Genomic DNA, 25,830 nt, shown 5'->3' with positions numbered 1-25,830 from the left:
GTACTGGTTTGGTGTGAACACCGATTCCGGAAAATCAGTCAAAAGTGTTCACGATAAAACCGGAATGAGCGTTCACGCTAAAACCAGAACGGGTGTTCACGATGGGCCGGAATCACTGTTCACGATGCTCCGGAATATGCATTTGCTTTATAAAACCGCTTAAACTTTCCATAACAGCAATAATAAAACGGTTATCATTTGTTTGATATGGAATACCGATATCAAATCGTAAAACTAAAACTTGGCTATAGTGTGTTAAAACTGCCTCAAGCTGATCTAACATACTCTTCATTTGCGCTGTGTAAATGCCGCTCTTTGACGTATGAACTTGCCAAATGTTCTGTTTATGGCAAATTACAGGTGAGTGACTCACATACTGATAATTAGACACAAATACTTCCTATTAGATAATATAAATATCCGAATGATAAAAGGGGTGTTTTCACTAATGTCATTATTCCACGGTTTGCTAAATCGACCTTATACAGTAAGTAGTAACTAACAACCTTCATTTTTAATGAAAACAAACCTATAAACCACTGCCGTTAAAGACCGCAATAAAAAAGGTTTAAGGGAAAAGACTGGATACACACGCCCTTCAATGTTAGTGGAAACTCACATGAAAGCATTTTTATTATGAGCTTTACTTATTATATAATGCTAAAAGCTGGTGGCAGTTTAGCTACTCGCCACCAGCCCTCGAAATAACCAATCTAAAGCCGTCTAACTAACCATTAGTCGGTTTTTCCTTATCAAAGACAGGCTCATTAGCCGCACCAGTAACCTTTAAATGCTCGGTCACAATAATGGTTTTAACCTGTTCAATACCGAGTTGCTCAAGGATTTTAACAAGGCTCTTTTTTGCCCTTTGCTCTCTTTCCTTTTTGACTTTACGCTTAACTTTTTCACGCTGAGCCGCTCGTTTATTGAAAAACTCAAATCGTTGTAGCTCTGTCATAGAGTGAGAAACCTTTAACCCAACCTCACGCTTACTTTGATAATCAATAAAGCATTTCATTTTAAGGTGGCTATGCTTTGCATCTTCCTTATCTAATTCAACATCGGCATACCCTCTACCAATTGGGCTTGTAGATTGACCGTTGAGCCAAGCAAGCAAGATTGAACGGTGAATAATGTCCATTCGAACTAGCTCCTCAAAAGCTGCTGGCGCTAACTTTTCCAAATATTCCAATGTGATTAGTGTTGGCAGTTCATGTAAATTAATCATTAGCTGCCTCCAAGTGAGTGTATTTTTTTAGTAACTCTTTGCGTCTTGCTACAAGTTCAGAAACAAATTTTTTAATTTGCTCATCGTTATAGCCTACTATTGTTACGGCAAGCGTTGCGTTTATTTCTGTTTCATAATAAGCGACACCACGTTGTCCAGTTGATATTGGTGGGGGCATTAGTCCAGCTTTTATTTTTTCTTGCTGCTTAGTTCGAGCCCAAGGAACAATTTCCATTAGCTCTTTGGTGCGAATTAATTTAAGAATATCTACCATCTTGTTACCTCTTGTTGAGTGTTGTTAATAAACTAAGAGGTAATTTATGAGATTTTAAAGTAGCTAACGGGGAAGATAATTTAAAAAATTAAAGAAGATTTTCCCTTTCTAGCTTTTTAATAGCTTTTTTGACTGCATCAATATTAGAGCCTGAAATGTGATACTCCTCAAATATACAAACCAATATTTTTCTAAACATAGTTTTTTTGTCATCGTTTAAGCCTGCTTTATTAGCAACTCTGCACCAACCACCAAACAATCGAATAATGAAATAATCCTTAGATGTTAGCTTTCTATGTTTTAGCTTAAAATTTGTTAAATCCTTTTCAAGGGTATCAATAGAACTCCATTGTTCACGTACTTTTTCACCTTTGTAATACCTTAAATCATTTCTTATTTTTTTTATTTCTGATAGTTTTTTTTCAAGCTTTGATATTTCAGCAATTTCATTTTTCATTAAGTCAGATTTAGTGCCATCTGTTGCCTGCTCAATGTTAGAGGTTGCAATCATCACAAGCAGGTTTATCCCGTACAGTATAAGTGTGTTATTTTCATGATCCTTTAACCCCAATTCTATCATTATATTTTTAGCTAAATAGCTAACGGTTTTATTACCCTCAAGCTCAGAGTAAGTAACTAACTCATTTCTTTTCATATAACTTTCAACCCCTTGATCCCTGCCAAGGAGCTGCTCCCACTAGCCGCATTTTCGATATATTCAGACCACCAGCACATCATCACTTTTCTACGCTCAAAGTAATCTGTACGGTTATATGCTCTCCTTACTTCGTTTGTATCAACATGCGCGAGTGCCGCTTCTATTACATCAGGATCAAATCCCTGTGCGTTTAGCGTGGTACTAGCAAGCGAGCGTAAGCCATGCGCCACAAGCTCGCCTTTAAACCCCATACGCTTTATTGCTGCATTGGCTGTTTGCACGTTTGTATGGCTGCGTGGGTCTCTGTCTGCGGGAAATACATATTCGCGGTGTGCGCTTAATGGCTTCATTAGTTCAAGTAAAGCGAGTGTTTGCGGTGTGAGGGGTATGCGTTGCTCTTTGCCCTTTTTCATTTGCTCGGCTGGTATAACCCACACGCCAGTATTTAAGTCTATATCTTGCCATTTAGCTGTTGCAGCCTCATTAGGGCGCGTCATAGTGTGTAACTGCCATTCGATTAAACAACGCGTTGTAAGCTTAATACTGGCACGATTTAAGGCACTCATAAGCTCTGGCAATCTATCCGCTTCAATAGATGGCATAGAGCTTTTTTTAGGTGTTTGGAAAGCTTGCCTTATATTCGCTAGTGGATTGGCTTCTATAAGCCCACAGTTAACCGCATGCACCATAACTTCGTTAATACGCTGGCATAGTCTTTTTACTGTTTCTAAGCTACCTTTTGCCTCTATAGGGCGCACTAGTTCTATTACCTGAAAGGCTTTTAGTTTGCTTATTGGCTCATCACCAAACGCAGGAAAAGCATGATTAGTTAACAGTTTTAAAGCGGCTTGTGCTGTTTGTGGTTTTATTTCTGTTTTCTTTTTCTCAAACCACATTAATGCAACTGCTTTAAATGTTTGTAGGTGTGTTTCTTGTGCTTGCTTTTCATCTAGCTGGCGCTGGTGGATAGGATCTATATTTTCAAGCACTAGGGCTTTATATTTCTTATGACGTTCTCTAGCAGTTTTAAGGCTTATATCAGGGTAAGAGCCAAGCCCCATATTTTTACGTTTTTTAGTAATTGGCGCTGTGTAGTTATAAAGCCAAAACTTACCACCACTGGGCTTTATTCGTAATGTTAAACCGCCACCGTCAGTAAGGTTAAATTCCTTATCCTTTGGTTTTTCCGATTCGACCTGTTTTGCATTGAGTTTGTGAATAGCCATTTGTAACAACGATCCCTATGTAATATTCCAGTTGTTACGTTTAGTGTTACAACAAATCGCGGTTGTTACAAGTTTTAAACGGTCACTAATGGTTAAACTATAGGCATAAAAAAACCCGCAAGGCTCGAATTAACTAGCGTTGCGGGTCTTTTACGGTTCTTAGCAACATATCTAAAAACCTTTATTGGTGGAGCTGGGGGGATTTGAACCCCCGTCCGAAAAGCCTCGACCGTCGGTACTACATGTTTAGTATTGTCATTTAATTAACCTTTAAATCCCGGACAAACACGGTAGATAAAGGCGAGGCCGCTTAGTTTTAACGCTTCAACCCCGGCCAGGGTTTCCGTCGCGATCAGGTGTTAGGGTGACACTCCAAAATCCAGTCCACAAGAATACATGGAAGGAGCGCTAGCCAGCCTAAGCTGCTAGAGAGTAGTTATCGTCGTTTGCGATTACTTTAAATTGCGGCTTTTTTACGAGGCAAACCGCACCTCGACATGCACCTTGGGCTTCTTGAATTCCGTCGAATCCTAATCAGCCCCTGAATAAGGTTACTCATTCAGAGCGTGCAAGCAGTATAACTGAGTAACCCATCAATACTCAACACCTTAGGCGTTTTATTTTATTGGTTGGTTAATCCTGCATCAAACACACTTTTAAATGTAAAATATTGGATAATTAAGAAACAATTACTTAACAAGTATGATGCTTTATGCTCAAATGTAGGGCTAGACCTTGGTCTAATACAATATAAAAAAATAATAACAGGCATATTACCTAGAGGATTTATAAATGTCGGTTTTTTCTTTTGATGAGCAAACGGGGCATATCTCTTTGCTCTCCCACCCTAATGTCTCAGGTTTAGCCTCAACAGCAACACAGCTTATTGAATTAATTAGGCAGTCAGAATATTGCGAGTGTGACATTATTGCTAGCAATATTGGTAAGTTGTTTGCTCAAAATAACGACGAAGAGACCCCCTCTTTGGTGGTTGCTCAAGCCATTGATGCAAAGCTAACCATTAACATTGATGAAAAAAATATGCTTGTTGAAGCTACCCTTATTACTGCTAAGGGCGGTAAATTACTTAACATGGAACAAGCAATTGACGTGTTAGCTCAGGCAGGGATTGTAAAGGGTATTAGCTCTCATGCATTAGAACAGTTATTGGCACAACAATTTGAACAACCCTCAGGAAGCACGCATTGCGCTGAAGTCGCTTTTGGTCGCGCGCCTAAAGTGGGTAACGATGCCAAATTTGTGCGTCTTTGCTGCACAGCGCAAGACCGCGTACTTAGCCCGCAAGCTAAGGGCGGTGGTAAAGTCGATATGAGAAACCTAGGTGATATTATTACTGTAAAACCTGGGTGTGAACTAATGCGGCGTATTCCAGCAACATCGGGAGTTGATGGCTTTACTGTGTTTGGAGATGTGCTAACTGCAATCCCTGGCAAAGAGCATAAATTACAACCTTTTGACGGTACTAAAATTGCGCCCGATAACCCCAACTTACTAATTGCCGACTGTACTGGTGTACCGGTTGCCCTTCCCCGTGGTATGCGTGTTGATGATGTTTTATGTTTTCATAATATTGACCCAAGTACCGGCCATGTTGAATTTGATGGCAGTATTATAGTCAGTGGTGATATAAAAGATGGCATGCGCGTGACTGCTACCGGCGATATTACTGTTTTAGGTTTTGTTGAATCGGCGCAGTTAAAAAGTAATAACGCCATCACAATAGTAAAGGGGGCAATTGGCAGAAAACGAGAAGCCGATGAGCCATTCACCTGTTCTATTTTTGCTAAACGAACCGTTGCACTTGGTTACTCTCAATACTGTGACATAAAAACGGAGCAAAACTTATTAATAGAACGCCAATCATTACATTGTGACTTGAGTGCTGGAAATTTAATTAGGGTTGGCAGCGCAAAAGATCCTAAAGGGAAAATTATTGGTGGTCATATTCTAGACGCAATGCGCATTGAAACAGGTGAATTGGGCGCACCAGCAGGAACTAAAACCCGTGTTTGCATCGCACAGCGATGGTATGTGCTAAAACAAAAACAAGCGCAAATCACTGACTTTGAAAAAGTTTTAATTAGTAAGTCAATTGAACTACAGCAAGCGCGCCAGCGAATTAATAAACAAGTTGCAAGCGCACAGCGTCAGCAGTTTTTGAATAAAATAACAACGAATGAAGAACACATAGCAAACCGAAGCGCCAGCATCAATCAGCAAAAGCAGTTACTAAGAAAGAAAATGGCGCAACTTTTAGCGCTCAGTCGCTTAAAAGTTAATGAGCTTATGCACCCTGGGGTAGAGCTTAAAATTGCACGAGAATCAATTAGCTTTTCGCGTAATTACCCACCACATTTAATCACCCACAGTGAAGGTAAAATAACCCAATCGTTTTAATTTCGCTGATTAAAACTGACTCAGCTCAAAAGTAAGTATTCACTATTGTGAACTTAATCTTGGTTGCTTGCTTCGTCTTCGCTCTGTTGTGTTTCATCTATAGCAAGTGGCCAACCACCTAGTTGCTGCCAACGATTAACAATTAAACAATATAATTCAGCGGTGCGTTCTGTATCGTATAACGCAGAGTGTGCTTGTTTGTTATCGAACTCTATTCCTGCTGCTCGGCACGCTTTAGCTAATACTGTTTGCCCTAATGCCAAACCCGCAAGTGATGTGGTATCAAAACTAACAAACGGATGAAATGGTGTGCGCTTGATGTTATTACGCTCAATAGCGGCATTTAAAAAGCCATGGTCAAAAGCGGCATTATGAGCAACCACCACAGAGCGCTGGCACCCTGCGGCTTTTTGCGCTTTGCGCACTACTTTACAAATTTCTTTAATCGCCTCTTCTTCAGGGACTGCCCCTCGCAGTGCTGAAAAAGGCTCAATACCATTAAACTCAATGGCGGCTTGTTCAATGTTTGCGCCCTCAAACGGTTGCACATGAAAATGAACAGTATGATCTATGCTAAGCAATCCCTCGTCATCCATTTTTAAAACGGATGCTGCAATTTCAAGTAGTGCGTCGGTTTCTTTGTTAAAACCGGCGGTTTCAACATCAATAACCACTGGAAAAAAGCCACGAAAGCGTTGTGCGAAAAGTGTTTGCTCAGTATTTGCCATAGTATTCTTGGTTTATGGGGATTAGCTGTCTATTATGTCAAAATTGGGCCCCTGTCGGCTAGGGGATTTATTGATTAATTGCAGTTAAACTATAGGCATGTTACTTGCTTAGTAATTAGCGTTTACGCTGAATTATTTGCTGTTGCGTAATATTTTACGGTTTTGTCACTTTTTTGGCAGAGCTAGATAACTGGAGAATTCTCGATGAAGTGTAAGTTGTTATTTATTAGCCTAGGCATTAGTAGTGTGCTGTATAGTTTGGATACAACTGCGGCAATGCGCCAGTACACGGCTAACCAAGATAATTCAAACTGGAACTTGGTTAAAACAACTCGCTTACAATGCCAATTAAATCATGAAGTTCCCTACTATGGCGAGGCTACTTTTAAAGCATCTGCAAGTAAAAACAAAGATCTCACTTTTAATTTAGACATGGTGGTACGCCCAGAAAATTACGCGATTGCCGGTTTAAAAGCGGTGCCACCTAGTTGGCGAGCAGGTCGCCCTGCCCGTGATATTGCTGATATAAAATTACTTAAAAAGTTTGATGGTGAACTAGGTAATAAAACAGCGTGGGAAATGCTAACTGAGCTTGAAAAAGGCAACCAACCTACCTTTTACTATCAAGATTGGCAAAATAGTGCCGACAAAATTGCCGTGGGAATATCTAATATCAACTTTAAACAAGCTTATTGGGCGTTTTTACAATGTCGCGACGAATTACTGCCATATAATTTTGAAGATATTTCGTTCACTATAATGAACTACGAATCCAATAGCAGTAAATTAACCAAATCATCGCAGCAACGCCTTGATAAAATTGCTGAGTATTTAAAAAACGACCCGAGTATAGAATCAATTAGTATTGCATCGTACACCGATAGTTATGGCGGTCGCTGGAATAACCTCGATTTATCAAGAAAGCGTGCTAAGGAGATTAAAGATTACATGGTTGGCTTAGGCGTTGATGAAGCTAAAGTGGTTACTGAAGGCTTTGGTGAAAAACGCTTTGTAGATACTAATGACAATATTTTAGGTCGTGATAAAAACCGCCGCTTAGTGATTCAAATCGCTAAAATGTAAATTGTCGTATTCCTTTTCGACCGACGGTGTAATGGATAACGCTTTCGGTCAATACATACCATTTTTGTGATGCCTATTTTATACATAGCAAACAACCTCCCTTTTAATTATTAACATTTAGCTTTTTATTTTTTCATTTATATTAATAAGTTAAATTTCCTTTTTTTGATGATTTTGGCTTTTTTAATACAGTTGTAAATAGAAGATTACATTTTATTTTGTCTCTTTTATGACAAAACTATTTAAGTTTTACACAACTAGTTATATCTTGCGTGTCTCTCACGTTTGATCAGGATCATTAAGTGCTTAAAAATAAAACAATAGGTAGCATGTTAATTGTTGCAGGAACCACCATAGGTGCAGGTATGCTTGCCCTGCCTATCGCCTCTGCAGGGCTTGGATTTAATACCGCGATGGTATTAATTATCGGTTGTTGGTTACTTATGACCTACACCGCTTTACTTATGTTGGAACTACATCAATACGCCCCTCGCGACGCCACCTTAAATACCTTGGCTAAGCTTTGGCTAGGTAAGCGCGGTCAGTATGTGGCTAACTTTTCAATGATATTTTTATTTTATGCGTTATGCGCGGCCTACATAGCAGGTGGCGGAGCCCAGCTACAAGAACGTATAAACACTGGTTTTAACTTAAGTATTGCCCCACAGTTAGGCTCCGTTATTTTAGCGGTGGTGATTGCAGGTGTTGTCACTTTAGGCACCAGCAAGGTAGATAAGCTTAATAGAGTGCTGTTTAGTATAAAAATAGTAGTATTGGGTAGCTTATTTTATATGCTTACGCCTTATGTGCATGGCCAGCACTTACTTGAAATGCCGGTTGAGCAAGGGCTGATACTTTCGGCTATTCCGGTGGTATTTACCTCTTTTGGCTTTCATGGCTCTATTCCTTCTATTGTTAAATATGTCGGACTTGACATAAAAACCTTGCGCAAAGTTATGATTGCAGGCGCCTCTTTACCGCTGGTTATTTATATTTTTTGGCAAGTATTAAGCCAAGGTATAATGAGCCAAGCCCAACTTCTCGAAAGTGAAGGCTTAAGCGGGTTTGTAGCCAGTGTGGCAAATATTGCTAACAACACGAGCGTTTCTACAGCCGTTAAGCTTTTTGCTGATTTAGCGCTGGCAACATCATTTTTAGGGGTAAGCTTGGGGTTATTTGACTTTTTTGCCGACACATTCAAAAAAGCAGATACGGGCGCAGATAGAATAAAAACCGCATTTATTACCTTTATTCCTCCTCTTGGGTTTGCCTTATTTTATCCGCAAGGGTTTATTATGGCATTAGGTTATGCCGCCATTGCATTGGTGATATTGGCTGTATTTTTGCCGGTGAGTATGGTGTACAAACAGCGTCAAGGCGTTGAAAAAAGCGGTTATAAAGTACGAAGCGGTAATATTGGTTTAGCCATAGCCGCTTTGTGTGGCATTTCAATTATTAGTGCGCAATGCCTGCAAATGGCAGGGCTAATACCTGCAATAGGTTAATACCCAATAATAAGTAATACTCTATTGGCAATCCCCCCAAACAAGAGTTTGGGGGGATTGCCATGCAAACGCTAACGTTAAAACACGATTGCTTTTCCTCTACCGCTTTGCTCTGACGCCGCCTCTAATTTGCCATTATGATTAATAATCACATGCATATCACCAAAGTGGCGTTCGTCCACTGTGTAACCCATTTTTATCAGCTGTTGTTTTACTGATGGCTCCAAGCCGGCATGTGCTCTGATCACATTTTTTGGCCATAACTGATGATGAAAACGCGGGCTATTTACCACATCATCGGCGCTCATATTAAATTCAATCGCGTTGAGTATCGATTGATACACCGAGCTAATAATAGTAGTGCCACCTGGCGATCCTGTTACCATTTTCACCTGATTATTACTGAGTAAAATAGTGGGGGTCATAGAGCTGAGCATACGTTTATGCGGCTGAATTTCATTTGCTTTGCCGCCAATGGCACCAAATACATTCATAACCCCGGGTTTAGCGCTAAAGTCATCCATTTCATCGTTTAAAATAAAGCCTGCGCCTTCTACCACCACACCACTACCAAAGCCTAAATTAATGGTGGTGGTATTAGCTACAGCGTTACCCATGTTATCGACAATGGAAAAGTGAGTGGTTTGCTCGCTTTCTTTTAAACCGGGTTTAATGTTTTCGGTGGTTGAAATAGCCTTTAAATCTATACTGCTACTACGGTTTTTAAGATAGTTTTCTGCAAGTAGTTTTGCTGTAGGTACTTGGTAAAAATCAGGATCGCCTAAGTACTCTGCTCTATCGGCAAATACTCGCTTACCTATTTCAGCCAATAAATGCACATACCCTACTGAATTATGTTGTTGTGCAGGCGTTGGTTTTTTAAGCTCATACATTTTCAGCCATTGCAATATAGCAATGCCGCCTGAACTTGGTGGCGGTGAAGTAAGCACTTGGTAGCCATTCCAGTTCGCTTTTATAGGAGTCCGCGATTTAGCACGATAACGTTTTAAGTCATCTTGGTTAATGATCCCGCCATGTTGGTGCATAAATTTTGCAATAATTGCGGCAGTTTCACCTTGATAAAAGCCATCTTGACCGTCATCGCGAATGCGTTTGAGTGTGGCAGCTAGCTCTGGTTGTTTAAAAAGCGCACCTGCCGTAGCTGTAGCAAAATAACTGGCAAAATTTACTTTAATGTTTTTATTATTTAGATGCGCTATATAGTCCTCAATCAGCTGAGCCAACTTTTCAGGCACAACAAAGCCCTGCTCTGCTAATGTTACCGCAGGTTGCACTAACGCTTTCCACGGTAACGTACCATGCTTTTTATGGGCTAACCACATTCCTGCGACACTGCCAGGCACGCCACTAGCGTGTATGCCGTAAATAGATTTATTTTCAATTACTTGCCCCTGCTCATCTAAATACATATCACGATGCGCGGCACTGGGCGCGGTTTCGCGGTAATCTATAAAATCACCTTTTCCATCTTTATGGATAAGCATAAACCCACCGCCACCAATATTACCCGCTTCGGGGAGCGTAACGGCTAATACAAACTGAGCAGCAATAGCGGCATCAATCGCGTTGCCGCCTTGCTCTAACACGGCTTTTGCAGCGTGGGCACTAAATGTGTCGGGCATCGCCACCGCACTTTGTTTAGCCGCTACATTAAAAAAGCCTACTTGTATTATTAAGACACTGCTAATAATTAGCTTGCGTGGTGAAAAAAGTGATCCCATCCCATATCCTTAGGTTATTTTTATACATTGATGGCAAACATTAATGCACAGTAACAAACACTAGGTCAATATTTATACGCCACATTTAAAGAGCTTAGGATTGTTATTAGATTATCCACATGACTTTGAATAAAGTACGGCTGTTAAATTTGAGCCATCCTCTGTATGAATATAATAATGTTTAAGCTGCATACCGAGTTTTTTCATAACATTAATTGAGCCAACATTTGAGGTCAGTGCTGTAGCGCTAATTGCCTTTACTTGGCGTTGTTTTTCAAGCTCTGAACAAATAGCGCCTGCCGCTTCAATAGCATACCCTTTGCCCCAACTCGCTTACTTAAACCGCCAGCCCACTTCAATATCACTAAAATCAGGCGTATCTGAAAAAAAGCCCATCGGCCGAACAAGCACCCATCCTATAAAGGCATTGCTTTCACGCAAGGTTACTTGCCATAACCCCCACCCTTGTTGCTCGTTACGATAAGCAAGCATTCTAGGAATACTGACTGTTTTTATCTCTTCAAGCGAAGTGGGTTTACCTTGTGTTAAATACTGCATAACGGCTGGGTCTTGATCGAGCTCGTATAATTGCGGCCAATCATGTTCGTCCATTAATTTAAAACTTAATCGTGTTGTTACAGCTATGTTCATTTTCATTGTTGTATAGTTACCTCTGAAATATAATTTTCTCTAAAGGAGATAGTAAATGAAGAAATTAGCAGGTTTAGCTTTATTAGGCACTTTAATTACGTTAACTGGCTGTGAAGATGCCAACGAAGTAAAACAAGATGCAAAAGAAACAAGCGCTCAAGTGAAAGAAAAGCTTGATGAAACTTGGAATGAAGTAAAGGAAAAAACCAATGAGCTTAAAAATGATGAATCATTAAATGAGCTACTTGAAGAGAGTAAAGAAATGGGCTTAGACATGTACGACGACGGCAAAGAAGTAGCTGTTGATGCATGGATTAAAAGCAAAGAAGCGGCTGGCGAGCTGACTGAAAAAACCAAGCAAAAAGCACGTGAAATTGCCGCAGAAATTGAGCAGGCACGTAAAGAACATAAAGAAGGTTAATTATTTTTAACCATAAAAAAAGGTAAGCCATGGCTTACCTTTTTTGTTTTACTTTTAAAGTAAAATATAGATTATAGTTCAAAGTCTTTTTTGAATTTTAAACCAAACTCACTACGATCATTACTGCGCATAACGCCAACAAAGCCAGTTTGCTGTAGACGTCCTACATCGTAAACTTCGTTTAATACGTTTTCGCCATATAACGTTACTTCCATATCACCGTATGGGTTAGTGTAAGAAATATTAAAGCCAACGAGCTCACGCGAATCAATCGTTTCACTCTTATTGAAAACTGATTGACCTTGCATTTCACTGCGGTATGAGTAATTTGCATTCAATGCAACTGTGCCACCATTACTTAAATCTACAAAGTAAGAAGGCGCAACCATCACTGTCCAACGCGGAGTCAATGCTGGTGAATCACCTTTACCAATACCTTGTACGCCCTCGGCGACTTCGGTAATCTCTGAGTCTAAATAACCTACCGCACTGCGAATAGTAAAGTCATCAGTTATTGCAATTGTGGTTTCAAGTTCAATACCTTGCGCTTTAGACTGACCTGCATTCTCAACGATAGTTACAAAGCCACCACCCGCAGTTGGATCTGAGAATGGTAGTGCTAAGTCAGTGTAGTCGGTAACAAACATCGCAAGCATCATAGACACATTTTCATGTACTTGGCCTTTTAAACCAATTTCGTAGTTAACTGCTTTGGTTTCATCAAACGATACAAACTGATCTGGACCACCAAATGGGCGCGGCGGGAAACCACCTGTTTGATAGCCTTTTTGTACTTGGCCGTACACATTCATATTATTGCTAAGCTGATATGAAGCATTAATATCCCATGTCACTGCATTAAAGTCTGCACTGATGTATTTACGCTCTGAAAAGCTTGGGAAAATCGCATTCGCGTCTTTTTTATCTTCTGAGTAACGAAGACCACCGCCAATTGTTAAATCATCCGTTAAATCATAGCTACCGTTAATGTAAGCTGCGTATGAGTTTGTCTCTTGATTAATTTCAAAGAAACCTAAGCCACCAAACGAAGGCGTTATACCGTCATTTAGTAAACCATCTGGTGTATTAAATGGGCTAAATACAAAGTCTTCTGAGCGAGTAAAACCATCTTCATTAAAGAAATATAAGCCTGATACAAAGTCCATTTTGTCAAACGTTGCGTTTAACTGAACTTCAAAAGAGTATTGATCAGCACCGCCTACTTCTGGGAACTCAGATAAGTTAAGTGGTGATGCATCATCATCTAAGCCACCTTCATACTCAGAGGTGCGGTAGCTTGAAATAAACTTAGTTGTATACGTGTTATTAATTGCCCAATCAGCGGTAAATGAGGTACCCCAACCTGAATATGAGGTTGATTCAATACCGGCAACTGTTGTGCCTAAATCATCTGGATTCGATGGAATTAGGTCTTCAGTTAATAATGGGAAATCGCCATTGAATACATCATTTGAATCTAATGAATCTGTTAGTTCAATAGTATAAGGTGATTGACCTGATTCATTATCAACCCCATCTAATGAGAAAGTAAACGCTAAGTCGCTGGTGGCTTCGTATTTAAGCGCGATACGACCACTAAACTCTTGCTCTTCACCAATTTCTTTTTCAGGGTTAGCTAAATTTACCGCCGTACCTACACCGTCACGTTGTTTGTATGACGCACTGGCTGACATGCTTAAGTCATTGGTTAGTGCATTATTAAAGTAAATATCGCCAGCAATACGCCCACGGCTACCCACTTTAGCAGTTGTCGTTAAAATACCTTCATCACCAGGCTGCTTAGTAATTACGTTTACTGCACCACCTAATGTATTACGGCCATAAAGCGTGCCTTGTGGTCCACGTAGAACTTCAACTCGCTCAACATTAGGAAGCGATAAGTTAGACCCCATTTGGCGACCTAGGTAAACGCCATCTAGGTAAACACCTACACCGGGATCGGTTGTTATAATGTGATCTTGTAAACCAATGCCGCGAATAAATACAGAAGCATGTGCCGCGTTACCAACACCATAACGAGTAATGTTTAAGTTAGGAACGTATTTGCCAATGTCTTCTAAGTTACCCATATTGGCTTTATCAATAAGGTTAGCGCCTATTGATGTAATTGCAGTTGGAGATTCGAACAAGCTCTCGGTACGTTTACGTGCTGTAACTTCAATTTTTTCAAACGCGTCTTGTTTGGCAGTGGTTTTAGCTTCTTGTGCATTTACACAAGTTGTTAGGGCTGCAATAACCGCTAAACTTAACTGTGAGAGGGTGCGTAATTTCAAGGTTTTCTCCAAAGGGTATTAATTTAATTATGCGTTATATGTTGTGTAAACATAAACTGTAGGCATAAAAAAAGATGCTTAGATGCATCTTTCCTCTGGGAGTGTATTGTATTACATAAAAGTTACAAAATGTATATTTAACTTTAGTTTATACAAAAAAATTAATTTTCAGTTTTTAATCTGAACTAATTATCTCAATAATGACACAACTTTGGTTTTAAATTAAGACTTTAACATTAGCCAGCAGCCATGTTGTGCATAAATCGCACACATAATTTATTGTGAAAAACACATTAAAGCTACATGAGATTATGACAATATCCAAAGACCCTTTATATTTAAGTCTACAGCAAAGCCATTTTTAGGTGAAAAGCATGACAAAAAAACAGACCACACAATCAGCTAACATGCTTTTTAACAACAACCAGTATAATCCATTATTTTTTACTACATTGAATAACGACATATTGTTAGTCTGCTATTCAGCCCTAAATTCTCTTACTAATTACGAACTTTTAAACCAATTTATTCATACAAATAATTACCAAGGGCTCGTTATTTTTAATATCCCTAAAAATACCGATGCGGCTTCACTCAAAGAATGGCCAAATTTAAAAGGTCTTTTTTATCAAGATACTAGTGAAGAGTTGTTCAATAGAGGGTTAGATGCAATTAAACAAGGTGAATTGTGGTTTCCACGAACCATTAGTGACATTTGGATGCGCCAAATGCTCGATACAGAGCAAAAAAACGCTTTGCAAACAACTAACCTAACCGATAAAGAAATTAAAGTACTCAATCTACTCTTTAGCGGACTTCATTCCAGTGCTATTGCTGATAGTTTATTTATAAGTGAAGCGACGGTGAGAGTGCACTTACATAAAATTTATAAAAAAATAGCGGTCAAAAATAAACAGCAAGCAATTCGTTGGTGCCAAGATAACCTAAAAAATATAAATTCACGTTTATAACTAAAAAATAATTACTACTTAATACGTACTGCAGTAAATATTATCTCATCATAAATAATTCCAAAAAACTCAGCTAGTTACATTACCTTAAAATATAAAAGCCTTAATTTTCAATCTCAGTCATGTGTTCTTGTTGCAAAAAGGTAGTGAAAAGTACTTAATTTATTAATTTTAATTAGAAAAAAGTTAATCCTCGTCTTATACTGCAGCGGGATACACATGAAATTAAATAGGATACACAATGAAAAAACTATCTGTAGCAGTAGCAATTTGTTGCGCACTTGCCACAAGCAACGCGAGTGCTGAAGTTCGTATTAATGGGTTTGCTTCTATTGTCGGTGGTAAGTCGCTCGATAGTGATCAAACGTTATATGGATATGATGATGATATTTCATTTAAAAATGAAAGCGTGTTTGCTCTTCAGCTAACCGCTGACCTGCAAGAGAAGCTATCCGCTACGGCGCAGATAGTGGCTCGCGGCGAAAATGATTTTGATGCCGATTTTGAATGGGCATACTTAACTTATGAGATATCTGACGAATTACAGATCAGTGCTGGTAAAATGCGTGCACCGTTTTATCGTTACTCTGACTTTTTAGATGTTGGCTATACCTACCGTTGGGTGCGCCCACCTCAGTCTGTATATAACTTACCTTTTTCAACCTATGAAGGCCTAAGCTTATTACATACAACTCAGCTTGGTGATTGGGACTCTACTCTACAGGTTATTTACGGCAGCTTCGATGATAATATTGCCGTAGTATCTGTAAATGGTGATACCGAGCTTAATGATATTGCAGGGTTAAACTGGACATTAAGTTACGATTGGTTCAGTGCTCGCGCTGCTTACTTTGTTGCCGAAACGAGTATTGAGATTGAAAATGATACGGCCGAAGGTATGGCCCTTAACGGCTTAGAACAAGCCCTTCGTAACTCAGGTTTTGTTGACCAAGCAAACAGTATTGCTATTGACGAAGACGATGGTGCATTTTTAGCGCTTGGCTTTTCAATTGATTACAACAATATCTTGTTTGACGCTGAATACACACAGTTTGAAGTAGATAACAGTGCGCTCGCTAAGCAAACTCAATATTACACATCCTTAGGCTACCGTATGGATGAATGGCTTGTTCATTTAACCTATGAAAATAACGATGATGAGCATGACAGTAATCGTTATAATGCAATCCCAACTGTGCCGCAATTAAATGCTGGCCTTAACCAAGTTTTGGAAGGCTCTAAAGCAAAAAGTAATGTGTACACCATCGGTGCTCGTTACGACTTCCACCCAATGGCTGCCTTTAAAGTAGACTTTAGCCGCTTGAAAGACGATATAACAAATACTGAAACTGATGTAGTAGCCGTTGGCGTTGATTTAGTATTTTAATTGGAGCGAGTAATGAAAAAATTAATTTTAGCCAGCATGCTAACACTATGCAGCTCAGCAGTTTTTGCAGAAGTTGCAGTCATCGTTAACCCTGCGAATGCCAATGCAGTAAGCCAAGACGATATTAAAAAAATATACCTTGGTAAAAGCAAATCGTTTGCCGATGGCACAAAAGTAAACCCTGTTAACCAAAACGGCACTGCAGTCGCTGATGAGTTTAACGACAAGCTAGTCGGTAAATCGGGTAGCCAATTAAATGCCTATTGGTCAAAACTCGTATTTACCGGTAAAGGCACACCGCCGGGTAAACTTGATACTGACCAAGCTGTGATTGATTTTGTCGCTGCTAATGCAGATGCAATTGGCTATATCGATAGCGCAAAAGCGAATGATAAAGTTAAAGTTGTGGGCAAGTATTAGTTCACTAAATAGTTCATCAAAAAGCCCGCAATAAATTTTATTGCGGGCTTTTTTTGTAAAAAAATAATCTTTTAAGACGTCAATCAAATAGCCTATGGCTATTCAATTTTAAACTTAGCGGTTGCATCCAATAGGTTATCTGAAAGGTAATGTAAGTTTTTAGCCACATCTCTTACTGCTTTTAGTGAACTCATAGTATCTTCAAATGAAACATGCATATTAGATACGTTATCTACAACCATTGCGGCTACTGAGGTTTGCTCTTCTGTTGCAGCTGCAATTTGCGAGTTCATGCCATTAATTTCTAGTATTTGCTCTGCTATTTTTTCTATCGAAACACCCGTTTGCTCTGCTGCACTAGCATTATCGGTTGCCATATCTCTTGCAGAGGTCATCGCGCTTACAGATTCATTAGCTGCCACACTTAATGTACTTAACAATTCACGTATTTCATTAGTTGACTGTGCAGTACGAGAGGCCAGCTCACGAACTTCATCAGCAACCACGGCAAAGCCTCGGCCATGCTCGCCAGCCCTTGCCGCTTCTATCGCGGCATTTAAGGCTAATAAGTTTGTTTGCTCAGCAATTGATGTAATTACATTTAATATTTGCGATACATTTTTAGTGTCATCAGCTAACTTATTAATGGTGCTGGCCGCTATATTTATTTCATCACTTAACGTTCGCGACGCGTTTACAGACATTTTTACTTGTATCCGGCTTTGATCCACCTCTTTTTCTGCGGTTTGCACTGCATTAGATGCGCTCGCTGCTGATTGTGAAATATCCCCAACACTTTGCTTCATTTCTTCCATCGACTGTTTAACAACATCTGCATCGGTGGTTTGTTTTGTGGTTGCTCGCTCAGCTCGTTCCATTCCTTGTACAAGGCGGGTAGAGTTTTCCATTAACGGTTCACATACTGCAATCACTTCTAAAACGGTTTCTCTAAGCAGGCTAATAAAAGCATTAAAGTTTATAGATACCTGTCCTATTTCATCCTCTGAGTTAACAGCAAGCTTGGTACTTAACGACCCTTTACCACTTGCCAAAAGGCTTAAATTATTAGCGGCATCACTAGCTGATGAACCGATATTACGCGCTATCCAAATAGCCATAAGTAATAACAGTGCTAATGAAACTACCGCAACAACCAGCATTAAGTTAAGTGCGTCATCTGAGCGTGCTTTTGTATTAGCAACAAGCTGGAAAAAGCGATCATCTGCTTTTTGCTGTGCGCTTTTAAAGCTGGTTAATACGGCTTCATATAGGCTTGTTTTAAGCTGAGCTTGTTGTTGAATTTTACTGAAATCTGCCGTGCCATTAACCATACCATTGGCAATAGTTGCAGATATTTTTTCGTAATTAGCTAGTCGTGTTTTTGTATCATTATCAATATAAGAGGTATTAATTGCCTCAATCGCACCAAGATTAGTAACCAACTGCGCATAGGTTTCACTCGCCTTTGTTACTAAGTCTTGCTCACCAAAGGTTACAGCCTGGGTGTATAATTCATCTAATTTTTCTAAAATACTTACGTTAGCCAAGGTTAATTTGGCTACTTTATAAGACGATTTCTCCATTTCATTGAGTGATATGCGATTTTCGTTCATGGCAAAGTAGTTAACCAAAACGATTACTAAGAATGCGATGATCGCTATAGATGTAATTGCATGTATTTTTTTAGTAATGCTGAGGTTTTTAAAAGAGAAACCTGAAGCCATATTCATTTACTCCGTTTAATTATCTATAGTTATTATCGGCTTAAGATGCAGAAATGTTAACTTTATTTTTAACTTTAGATGCTTTTTATACATAAAGTTAAATATACAGTAGTATTCTTTCATAAACACTAACAATTGAAATATAGAGTGTTCTCCCCAATGTTCAACATTAATCCTAAAAGAGTTGTTTAATACTTTAAATTTTAGGCACAAAAAAACCAGTAACATTGCTGTTACTGGTTTTTGTATTTGGTGCGGATGGGGGGACTTGAACCCCCACGCCCGAAAGCACTACCCCCTCAAGGTAGCGTGTCTACCAATTCCACCACATCCGCATTTTTTAAGCTATTGCTTAGTGTTAAGTCCGCATGTTTATTTGAGGGAAATAAACAACTTAACGATTTAAAACTAAATTAATTTGGTACGTCAGAGCTTTGCTCTTTAGTTGATGTGACTGGCACATCTTCTTCAACTGGAGTCACTGTTTCAACAGCTGGAGCCGCTTCTAGATTTTCCCATTCGTCAGTCTTTTTAATTTGACCGGCAGTTAGGTTACCTAACACAATACTAAGCACAAAAAAGATTGTAGCTAATACCGTTGTCGTTTTCGTCATGAAATTCCCAGCCCCAGAAGAACCGAAAACTGTAGACGATGCGCCGGCACCAAATGATGACCCCATGTCCGCACCTTTACCTTGTTGGATCAAAACCATACCAACAAGCGCTAAAGCTACAATTAAATACACTACTAATAAAATTTCGTACATCTTATACGGTCCCTTTTGCACTATTGCAGATAGCAGTAAATGATTCTGCTTTTAAACTTGCGCCTCCAATTAGGCCGCCGTCTATATCTGTTTGCGCAAATAATAATTCGCTATTTTTTTCATTAACGCTACCACCATATAAGATGGTTAGCCCTTGTGCTAAATCGCTATCTAGTGCAGCAATTTTGTCACGGATAAATTTGTGAACACTTTGTGCCTGTTCAGGCGATGCAGTCTTACCTGTGCCTATAGCCCAAACGGGCTCATATGCTATCACAGATTCTTTTAGTGCTGCTACACCTAATTTATTAATTACCGCGTCAATCTGCGCAGCAACTACTTGTTCTGTTTGACCGCTTTCTTGCTCTGTTTCGCTTTCGCCAACACATAAAATAGGCGTTAGACCTACTTGTTGCGCGCGATCAAATTTTGCAGCAACGGTATCATTGCTTTCTTTGTATATGCTGCGTCGTTCAGAGTGACCAACCAGTACATATTTCGCACCGAGCTGCTTAATTAGCTCGGCATCTACTTCACCAGTAAATGCACCTGGGGTATTTTCAGACACTGTTTGCGTGCCTGTTGTTACACCACTTGCAATCATTGCTGGGACTAGAGGAAACGGAGGAAATAAAACAATGTTTACTTCAGAAGATTTAACATCGTTAATAGCATCAGACAGTTGTTGAACGAGTTCTAATGAACCATTCATTTTCCAGTTGCCTGCGACCATCGCTTTGCGTGCTGCCATTTTTCCACTCCACATTAGAAAGCGGGCGAGATATTAACTCGACTCGCCCAAAGTTACAAGAGGTTATTGTTATCAATCAGTTTGTTTGCTCATAGATTCGACAACCGCTGCTATTTTCTGTGCACTATCTATTACTATTTTTTCTTGCTCAGCTTCAACCATTACTCGTACTACAGGCTCAGTGCCTGATTTACGCAGTAATACGCGCCCTTTATCTGCTAAGCTTTGCTCTACTTCAGCAACTGCGGCAAGCACCTCTGGAGCTTGGGTCGGATCAGTACCGGCAGTGTAACGTACGTTAATCATTTTCATTGGGTACTTAGTAAAACCGGCTCCTAAGTCTTGAAGTGTACGATTTTGTGCTACCATAGCAGCAAGCACTTGTAAGCTTGAGATGATGCCATCGCCCGTGCTGATTAAATCTAAATTCAACACATGCCCTGAGCTTTCACCGCCAATTTTCCAGCCTTTTTGCTGCAGCAGTTCCATCACATAACGATCACCGACTTTACTGCGAGCAAAAGCAATGTTTTTTGCTTTTAACGCATTTTCAAGTCCCATATTCGACATAACCGTGCCTACAACACCACCGCCTAAATTGTCATCTTGTGCAGCTTGGCAAGCAATAATATAAACCAAATCATCACCGTCGAATACCCGGCCATTATGATCAACCATCATCACACGGTCGCCGTCGCCATCATAGGCGATACCAACATCCGCTTTATGCTCAAGTACTTTACGCTTTAATGTATCAACATGGGTTGCGCCACATTCATGGTTAATGTTTACACCGTTTGGCTCACATGCATGGGTGATCACCTCCGCACCAAGCTCTCGCATTACAGAAGGAGCAATATGGTATGTAGCACCATTAGCACAATCTAAAACAATTTTAATTCCTTCAAGGGATAATCCTTGTGGAAACTGGCTTTTACAAAATTCAATATAACGGCCATCAGCGCTAGATAAACGTGTTGCTTTACCTAACTTGTCAGAAGCAACACAGGTCATAGGCTCGTCAAGCATCGCTTCAATTTGTAGCTCTACCTCATCATCTAACTTTAAACCTTGGCCATTGAAAAACTTAATGCCGTTATCATAATAAGGATTATGTGATGCGCTGATCACTATCCCCGCTTCAGCGCGAAACGTTTGCGCTAAATAAGCAACTGCAGGCGTTGGCATGGGCCCTAAAAGAATAACATCAATACCTGCTGCAATTAATCCAGCCTCTAGGGCAGTCTCCAACATGTAACCTGAAATACGAGTGTCTTTACCTATAATGACTTTTTTAGTGCCATGAAGTGAGAGTACACGCCCTGCGGCCCAACCCAATTTCATCGCAAACTCTGGGTTAATAGGACCTTGACCTACTAAACCACGCACACCGTCCGTGCCAAAATATTTTCTTTCTTTCATTTAAAGTACTCCTTGTTTGCAGGCTTGATATACGCCAAGCACATCTGCGGTTTCTTTTACATCATGCACACGAATAATGTGTGCACCGTTTTGTGCGGCGATCAGTGCTCCAGCTAAACTGCCTGCCAATCTATCGTCTGTGTCTCTATTTAATAAATTACCAATCATTGACTTACGCGATAATCCCGCGAGCAAAGGAAGTCCCAATTTTGCATAATCGTTAAATTGAGCCAATATTTGATAATTATGCTTTAGTGTTTTTCCAAAACCAAAACCAGGATCTAAAATTAACTGGCTTTGTTTAATGCCAGCAGCTTCACATGCGGCTATTCGCTGGCTAAAAAAATCGTTTATCTCACCCGCTAAGTCATTATAGTGAGGAGCGTGTTGCATACTACGAGGTTGCCCTTGCATATGCATTAAACACACTGCTACCTCAGGAAACTGTGCAACCACATCGATTGCGCCGGGCTCTTGCAATGCCCGTACATCGTTGACAATATCAGCACCGGCTTCAATCGCTTGGCGCATCACCTCAGCTTTACTGGTATCGATTGAAATAACGCAGTCACTTTGCTCACGAATAGCTTTAATAATAGGAATAACACGCTTTAGCTCATCTTCAAGGCTAACATCAGGTGCGCCTGGGCGTGTTGACTCGCCACCAATATCTAAAATGGTCGCACCATCATCAAGTAATTGCATCGCATGACTCAGCGCGGCAGTTGTATTTAAAAACTGACCGCCATCAGAAAATGAATCAGGGGTAGCATTCACGATCCCCATAATCACAGGCTCTGCAAAATCAAGCGTTCGGCCGCGCGCAAGGTTAATTTTATTATTCATCGCTAACCTTAATATGTGATAATTTTGGTTATTAACATCAAACTGATACAAAAAAGCCCCGAACTTCGGGGCTTTTGGATACGTTATTTTAACGATTATTCAGCTTTATCATCAAGGTTTGTTTCATCTTTTTTAGATTCATCAGCTGGTTTTTGTACTTCATCAACTGGTTTGTCTTTAGAAACATCTTCTTTTTCTGGTTTAGCTTCATGGCGGTCATGCGCATCACGTGGTTCACGTACAGGCTGACGAGCCATTAAATCATCAATTTGCTTCGCATCAATGGTTTCATACTTCATTAATGCATCTTTCATTGCATGCAGAATATCAATGTTTTCTTTCAATATTGATTCTGCACGTTGATAGTTGCGGTCTGAGAATAAACGTACTTCTGCATCAATTACTTTCGCCGTCTCATCAGACATGCTCATAGAGCGACCACCGCCGCCACCCATGTACATCTCACTTTGATCTTCAGCGTAAAGTAATGGACCTAATTTTTCGCTTAAGCCCCACTGAGTCACCATCTTACGCGCAATATCAGTGGCACGTTCAATGTCGTTGCTTGCACCCGTGGTTACTTTGTCTTCACCATAAATGATTGCCTCAGCAATACGACCACCGTAAAGGCTTGAAATCATTGATTCTAAAAGCTCTTTAGAGTGACTAACACGATCTTGCTCTGGTAAGTACATAGTCACACCTAGCGCTCGGCCACGTGGGATAATAGATACTTTATAAACCGGGTCATGCTCTGGCACCATACGACCAACAATTGCGTGGCCAGCTTCATGGTAAGCCGTCATTTCTTTCTCTTGCTCACTCATAACCATGGTCTTGCGCTCAGCGCCCATCATGATTTTATCTTTCGCAGCGTCGAATTCAGCCATACTAACAACACGTTTATTGCCACGTGCAGCATACAAAGCCGCTTCATTTACAAGGTTAGCGAGATCAGCACCCGAGAATCCTGGTGTACCACGTGCAATCACGGCCGCTTCAACGTTATCGCCTAATGGCACTTTACGCATATGTACTTTGAGAATTTGTTCACGACCACGAATATCAGGTAAACCGACCACTACTTGACGGTCAAAACGACCAGGACGAAGCAACGCAGGGTCTAGTACGTCAGGACGGTTTGTCGCAGCAATAACGATAATACCTTCATTACCTTCAAAGCCGTCCATTTCAACAAGCATTTGGTTTAGAGTTTGCTCACGTTCATCATGGCCGCCCCCCATACCAGCGCCACGTTTACGCCCTACCGCATCAATTTCATCGATAAAGATAATACAAGGAGCTGCTTTTTTAGCTTGTTCGAACATGTCACGTACACGTGATGCACCTACACCTACAAACATTTCAACAAAGTCAGAACCCGAAATAGTAAAGAACGGTACTTTTGCCTCACCAGCAACCGCCTTGGCAAGTAATGTTTTACCTGTACCTGGAGGACCGACCATAAGTACGCCTTTAGGAATACTACCGCCTAATTTTTGAAACTTAGAAGGGTCACGTAAAAAGTCCACCAGCTCGGTTACATCGTCTTTGGCTTCATCACAGCCAGCTACATCAGCAAAGGTCGTTTTGACTTGATCTTCACTCATTAAGCGGGCTTTACTTTTACCAAATGACATGGCGCCTTTTCCACCGCCACCTTGCATCTGACGCATGAAGAAAATCCACACACCAATAAGCAGGATCATAGGGAACCAAGAAATAAAAATGCTTGCTAAAAACGATTGTTCTTCAGGTTTAACACCTTTAACGTTCACATCGCTTTTTAACAAATCATTTAAAATGTCTTTGTCATAAATAGGCATAATGGTTTGAAAACGCTCGCCACTATTTTTTATGCCAGTAATTGTGCCACTACCACTTTCAATGGACACTTCTTGTATAGAGCCGCTACGGGCGTCTTTTACAAATTGACTGTAACTTGTTTGACGATCAACTTGATCGCCGCCATTAAAGCTCTGAAATACTGACATAAGCACTACTGCAATAACCAGCCAGAGTATTAGATTTTTCGCCATATCGCTCAAGGGGTTAACCTCTTGTATCCAATTAATTTAAATTCAACTAAACGCCAAGCAACTGTACTACAGTTTGTATCCAGTCGCTACTATATATACTTCCCGAGAACGGGGACGCGAGGCATCCGGTTTACGTATCTTCACTGCTTTAAAACTATTACGTACATCTTGCAAATATTGATCAAAGCCTTCACCTTGGAATACTTTAACAATAAACGCGCCATTTTTCTTTAAAACTTGGTTGCACATATCAAGTGCAAGCTCAACCAAGTACATGCTGCCTGCCTGATCAACCGAGTTATTACCACTCATGTTAGGTGCCATATCAGACAATACCACATCTACATTTTTACCATCAATGCGTTTTAACAATGCATCAAGTACCGCTTCTTCACGAAAATCGCCTTGTAAAAAGTCAACGCCCGCTAAAGAGTCCATAGGTAAAATATCACACGCAACCACTTGGCCTTTGTCACCCACTTTTTCAGCTAAGTATTGTGACCAACTCCCTGGGGCTGCGCCTAAATCAACAACGGTCATCGCTGGGCGCAATAACTTATCTTTGTTTTGGATTTCGTCTAATTTGAAAACAGCTCGAGAGCGCCAGCCTTTTTTTTGCGCTTCTTGAACATATTTATCATCAAAATGTTCTTTAAGCCAACGTTGTGAACTGGCTGACTGTTTTTTATTTGTCATAAATTAACACGCAACTAATTAGTAATATTCTCTAGATGGCGTTAGAATACCCTTAATTCAAGCCATATTCAGCAAAATTTGTAATATCATGACATTATCAAACAAACAAAAGCAGTTTTTAAAAGGTCAGGCGCATAGCCTTAAGCCTGTAGTTTTACTAGGTTCTAACGGTTTAACCGAAGGCGTAGTAGTTGAAATCCAAAGCGCACTAGAAATTCACGAATTAATTAAAGTGAAGGTGCCAACAGACGATCGTGAAACCAAAAAGCTTATTTTTGATGCTATTGTTCGCGAAACAGGGGCTACTAAATTACAGACTATCGGTCATACGATTGTGCTTTATCGTCAAAGCCCTGAGAAAAAAATTCAATTACCTCGTGGCTAATAAGGCCATTTAAAGGTAAAACAAAAAACCAGCCATTGCTGGTTTTTTTATGCCTGCTTAAAAACCCATTGTCAGCGTTTTAACTTCATAACTATTATTTTCTAGTTTACTCACTAAATAACCTGAATCTCGTTTAAGAAAATTGAACTAAATGCCTGTTCCGAGATCCGATCTTTCGACCAAGAACGATTGGA

Annotated in this window: 23 protein-coding genes, 1 tRNA gene, 1 other RNA gene and 1 pseudogene; 8 read left to right on the top strand and 18 right to left on the bottom strand. The window is 40.1% G+C overall.

Going from position 1 to position 25,830, the window contains the following annotated elements; all coding sequences use genetic code 11:
* Positions 1-112 precede the first annotated feature (112 nt).
* The 6 genes from AAEY57_RS13825 to ssrA form a co-directional block, all read right to left on the bottom strand.
* The gene (locus AAEY57_RS13825) at positions 113-391 is read right to left on the bottom strand and encodes a hypothetical protein (RefSeq protein WP_350608076.1); all 279 of its coding nucleotides are present in this window, start codon (positions 389-391) and stop codon (positions 113-115) included.
* A gap of 336 nt (positions 392-727) precedes the next feature.
* A complete protein-coding gene (locus AAEY57_RS13820) occupies positions 728-1,228 on the bottom strand; it encodes a hypothetical protein (protein WP_350608075.1) in 501 nt (166 codons plus the stop codon).
* On the bottom strand, positions 1,221-1,502 hold the full coding sequence (locus AAEY57_RS13815) for a helix-turn-helix transcriptional regulator (protein ID WP_064662581.1): 282 nt from the start codon (positions 1,500-1,502) through the stop codon (positions 1,221-1,223). The genes AAEY57_RS13820 and AAEY57_RS13815 overlap by 8 nt, the downstream gene beginning before the upstream one ends.
* Positions 1,503-1,590: 88 nt before the next feature.
* A complete protein-coding gene (locus AAEY57_RS13810) occupies positions 1,591-2,157 on the bottom strand; it encodes a hypothetical protein (RefSeq protein WP_350608074.1) in 567 nt (188 codons plus the stop codon).
* The gene (locus tag AAEY57_RS13805) at positions 2,154-3,386 is read right to left on the bottom strand and encodes an integrase domain-containing protein (RefSeq protein WP_350608073.1); all 1,233 of its coding nucleotides are present in this window, start codon (positions 3,384-3,386) and stop codon (positions 2,154-2,156) included. The genes AAEY57_RS13810 and AAEY57_RS13805 overlap by 4 nt, the downstream gene beginning before the upstream one ends.
* Positions 3,387-3,571: 185 nt before the next feature.
* Positions 3,572-3,928: a transfer-messenger RNA gene (ssrA, locus tag AAEY57_RS13800) on the bottom strand.
* A 250-nt stretch (positions 3,929-4,178) separates the two neighbouring features.
* Here ssrA and AAEY57_RS13795 point away from each other — a divergent pair.
* Positions 4,179-5,804, top strand: a complete 1,626-nt coding sequence (locus AAEY57_RS13795; protein ID WP_350608072.1) for a flagellar assembly protein A — start codon at positions 4,179-4,181, stop codon at positions 5,802-5,804.
* 53 nt (positions 5,805-5,857) lie between these two features.
* Here the strand turns inward: AAEY57_RS13795 and rnt are convergent, their stop codons facing one another.
* The gene (rnt, locus tag AAEY57_RS13790) at positions 5,858-6,532 is read right to left on the bottom strand and encodes a ribonuclease T (RefSeq protein ID WP_024602076.1); all 675 of its coding nucleotides are present in this window, start codon (positions 6,530-6,532) and stop codon (positions 5,858-5,860) included.
* A 204-nt stretch (positions 6,533-6,736) separates the two neighbouring features.
* Between rnt and AAEY57_RS13785 the strand changes: the two genes are divergently transcribed.
* Both AAEY57_RS13785 and AAEY57_RS13780 read left to right on the top strand, forming a co-directional pair.
* Positions 6,737-7,615 carry a flagellar protein MotY gene (locus tag AAEY57_RS13785; RefSeq protein ID WP_350608071.1) on the top strand — a complete coding sequence of 293 codons (879 nt, stop codon included), beginning with the start codon at positions 6,737-6,739 and terminating at the stop codon, positions 7,613-7,615.
* Positions 7,616-7,917: 302 nt separating this feature from the next.
* Positions 7,918-9,120 carry an aromatic amino acid transport family protein gene (locus tag AAEY57_RS13780; protein ID WP_083494660.1) on the top strand — a complete coding sequence of 401 codons (1,203 nt, stop codon included), beginning with the start codon at positions 7,918-7,920 and terminating at the stop codon, positions 9,118-9,120.
* Positions 9,121-9,197: 77 nt separating this feature from the next.
* On the opposite strand, the gene ggt is transcribed toward AAEY57_RS13780, so the two are convergent.
* Both ggt and AAEY57_RS13770 read right to left on the bottom strand, forming a co-directional pair.
* Positions 9,198-10,862 carry a gamma-glutamyltransferase gene (ggt, locus tag AAEY57_RS13775; protein WP_350608070.1) on the bottom strand — a complete coding sequence of 555 codons (1,665 nt, stop codon included), beginning with the start codon at positions 10,860-10,862 and terminating at the stop codon, positions 9,198-9,200.
* Positions 10,863-10,973: 111 nt separating this feature from the next.
* Positions 10,974-11,519, bottom strand: a pseudogene (locus tag AAEY57_RS13770) (GNAT family N-acetyltransferase).
* A gap of 49 nt (positions 11,520-11,568) precedes the next feature.
* Between AAEY57_RS13770 and AAEY57_RS13765 the strand changes: the two are divergent.
* A complete protein-coding gene (locus tag AAEY57_RS13765; RefSeq protein WP_013465487.1) occupies positions 11,569-11,934 on the top strand; it encodes a hypothetical protein in 366 nt (121 codons plus the stop codon).
* A gap of 71 nt (positions 11,935-12,005) precedes the next feature.
* On the opposite strand, the gene AAEY57_RS13760 is transcribed toward AAEY57_RS13765, so the two are convergent.
* Entirely contained in the window at positions 12,006-14,228 is a 2,223-nt protein-coding gene (locus AAEY57_RS13760) for a TonB-dependent receptor (protein ID WP_350608069.1), read from the bottom strand.
* Between the two features lie 374 nt (positions 14,229-14,602).
* Here AAEY57_RS13760 and AAEY57_RS13755 point away from each other — a divergent pair, with 374 nt between their 5' ends.
* The 3 genes from AAEY57_RS13755 to AAEY57_RS13745 all read left to right on the top strand — a co-directional run bounded on the left by AAEY57_RS13755 (position 14,603) and on the right by AAEY57_RS13745 (position 17,006).
* The gene (locus tag AAEY57_RS13755) at positions 14,603-15,199 is read left to right on the top strand and encodes a LuxR C-terminal-related transcriptional regulator (RefSeq protein ID WP_033104102.1); all 597 of its coding nucleotides are present in this window, start codon (positions 14,603-14,605) and stop codon (positions 15,197-15,199) included.
* A 241-nt stretch (positions 15,200-15,440) separates the two neighbouring features.
* Complete coding sequence (locus AAEY57_RS13750) at positions 15,441-16,586, top strand: porin (RefSeq protein ID WP_350608068.1); 1,146 nt, start codon at positions 15,441-15,443, stop codon at positions 16,584-16,586.
* A 12-nt stretch (positions 16,587-16,598) separates the two neighbouring features.
* Entirely contained in the window at positions 16,599-17,006 is a 408-nt protein-coding gene (locus tag AAEY57_RS13745) for a type 2 periplasmic-binding domain-containing protein (protein WP_350608067.1), read from the top strand.
* Positions 17,007-17,104: 98 nt separating this feature from the next.
* Here AAEY57_RS13745 and AAEY57_RS13740 read toward each other — a convergent pair whose 3' ends face one another.
* From AAEY57_RS13740 to rlmE, 8 genes are all read right to left on the bottom strand, one after another.
* Positions 17,105-18,730, bottom strand: coding sequence for a methyl-accepting chemotaxis protein (locus AAEY57_RS13740; RefSeq protein WP_013465493.1), 1,626 nt, complete (start codon positions 18,728-18,730; stop codon positions 17,105-17,107).
* Between the two features lie 250 nt (positions 18,731-18,980).
* A tRNA-Leu gene (locus AAEY57_RS13735) sits at positions 18,981-19,065 on the bottom strand.
* 78 nt (positions 19,066-19,143) lie between these two features.
* Complete coding sequence (gene secG, locus AAEY57_RS13730) at positions 19,144-19,497, bottom strand: preprotein translocase subunit SecG (protein WP_013465494.1); 354 nt, start codon at positions 19,495-19,497, stop codon at positions 19,144-19,146.
* 1 nt (position 19,498) lies between these two features.
* The gene (gene tpiA / locus AAEY57_RS13725; RefSeq protein ID WP_350608066.1) at positions 19,499-20,248 is read right to left on the bottom strand and encodes a triose-phosphate isomerase; all 750 of its coding nucleotides are present in this window, start codon (positions 20,246-20,248) and stop codon (positions 19,499-19,501) included.
* 72 nt (positions 20,249-20,320) lie between these two features.
* Positions 20,321-21,670, bottom strand: a complete 1,350-nt coding sequence (gene glmM, locus AAEY57_RS13720) for a phosphoglucosamine mutase (protein WP_013465496.1) — start codon at positions 21,668-21,670, stop codon at positions 20,321-20,323.
* Positions 21,671-22,516, bottom strand: a complete 846-nt coding sequence (gene folP, locus AAEY57_RS13715; RefSeq protein WP_350608065.1) for a dihydropteroate synthase — start codon at positions 22,514-22,516, stop codon at positions 21,671-21,673.
* A gap of 95 nt (positions 22,517-22,611) precedes the next feature.
* Positions 22,612-24,555 (bottom strand): ATP-dependent zinc metalloprotease FtsH, encoded by a 1,944-nt coding sequence (gene ftsH, locus AAEY57_RS13710; RefSeq protein WP_033104106.1) that lies wholly within the window; start codon positions 24,553-24,555, stop codon positions 22,612-22,614.
* A 66-nt stretch (positions 24,556-24,621) separates the two neighbouring features.
* Complete coding sequence (rlmE, locus tag AAEY57_RS13705; protein WP_013465499.1) at positions 24,622-25,251, bottom strand: 23S rRNA (uridine(2552)-2'-O)-methyltransferase RlmE; 630 nt, start codon at positions 25,249-25,251, stop codon at positions 24,622-24,624.
* Positions 25,252-25,339: 88 nt separating this feature from the next.
* Here rlmE and yhbY point away from each other — a divergent pair, with 88 nt between their 5' ends.
* Positions 25,340-25,636 carry a ribosome assembly RNA-binding protein YhbY gene (gene yhbY, locus AAEY57_RS13700; protein ID WP_008112687.1) on the top strand — a complete coding sequence of 99 codons (297 nt, stop codon included), beginning with the start codon at positions 25,340-25,342 and terminating at the stop codon, positions 25,634-25,636.
* The last annotated feature ends 194 nt before the right edge of the window (positions 25,637-25,830 follow it).

This window comes from Pseudoalteromonas sp. MER144-MNA-CIBAN-0113 (genome assembly GCF_040308965.1).
GTDB lineage: Bacteria > Pseudomonadota > Gammaproteobacteria > Enterobacterales > Alteromonadaceae > Pseudoalteromonas > Pseudoalteromonas tetraodonis.
This window is presented reverse-complemented; position numbering and strand designations above follow the sequence as displayed.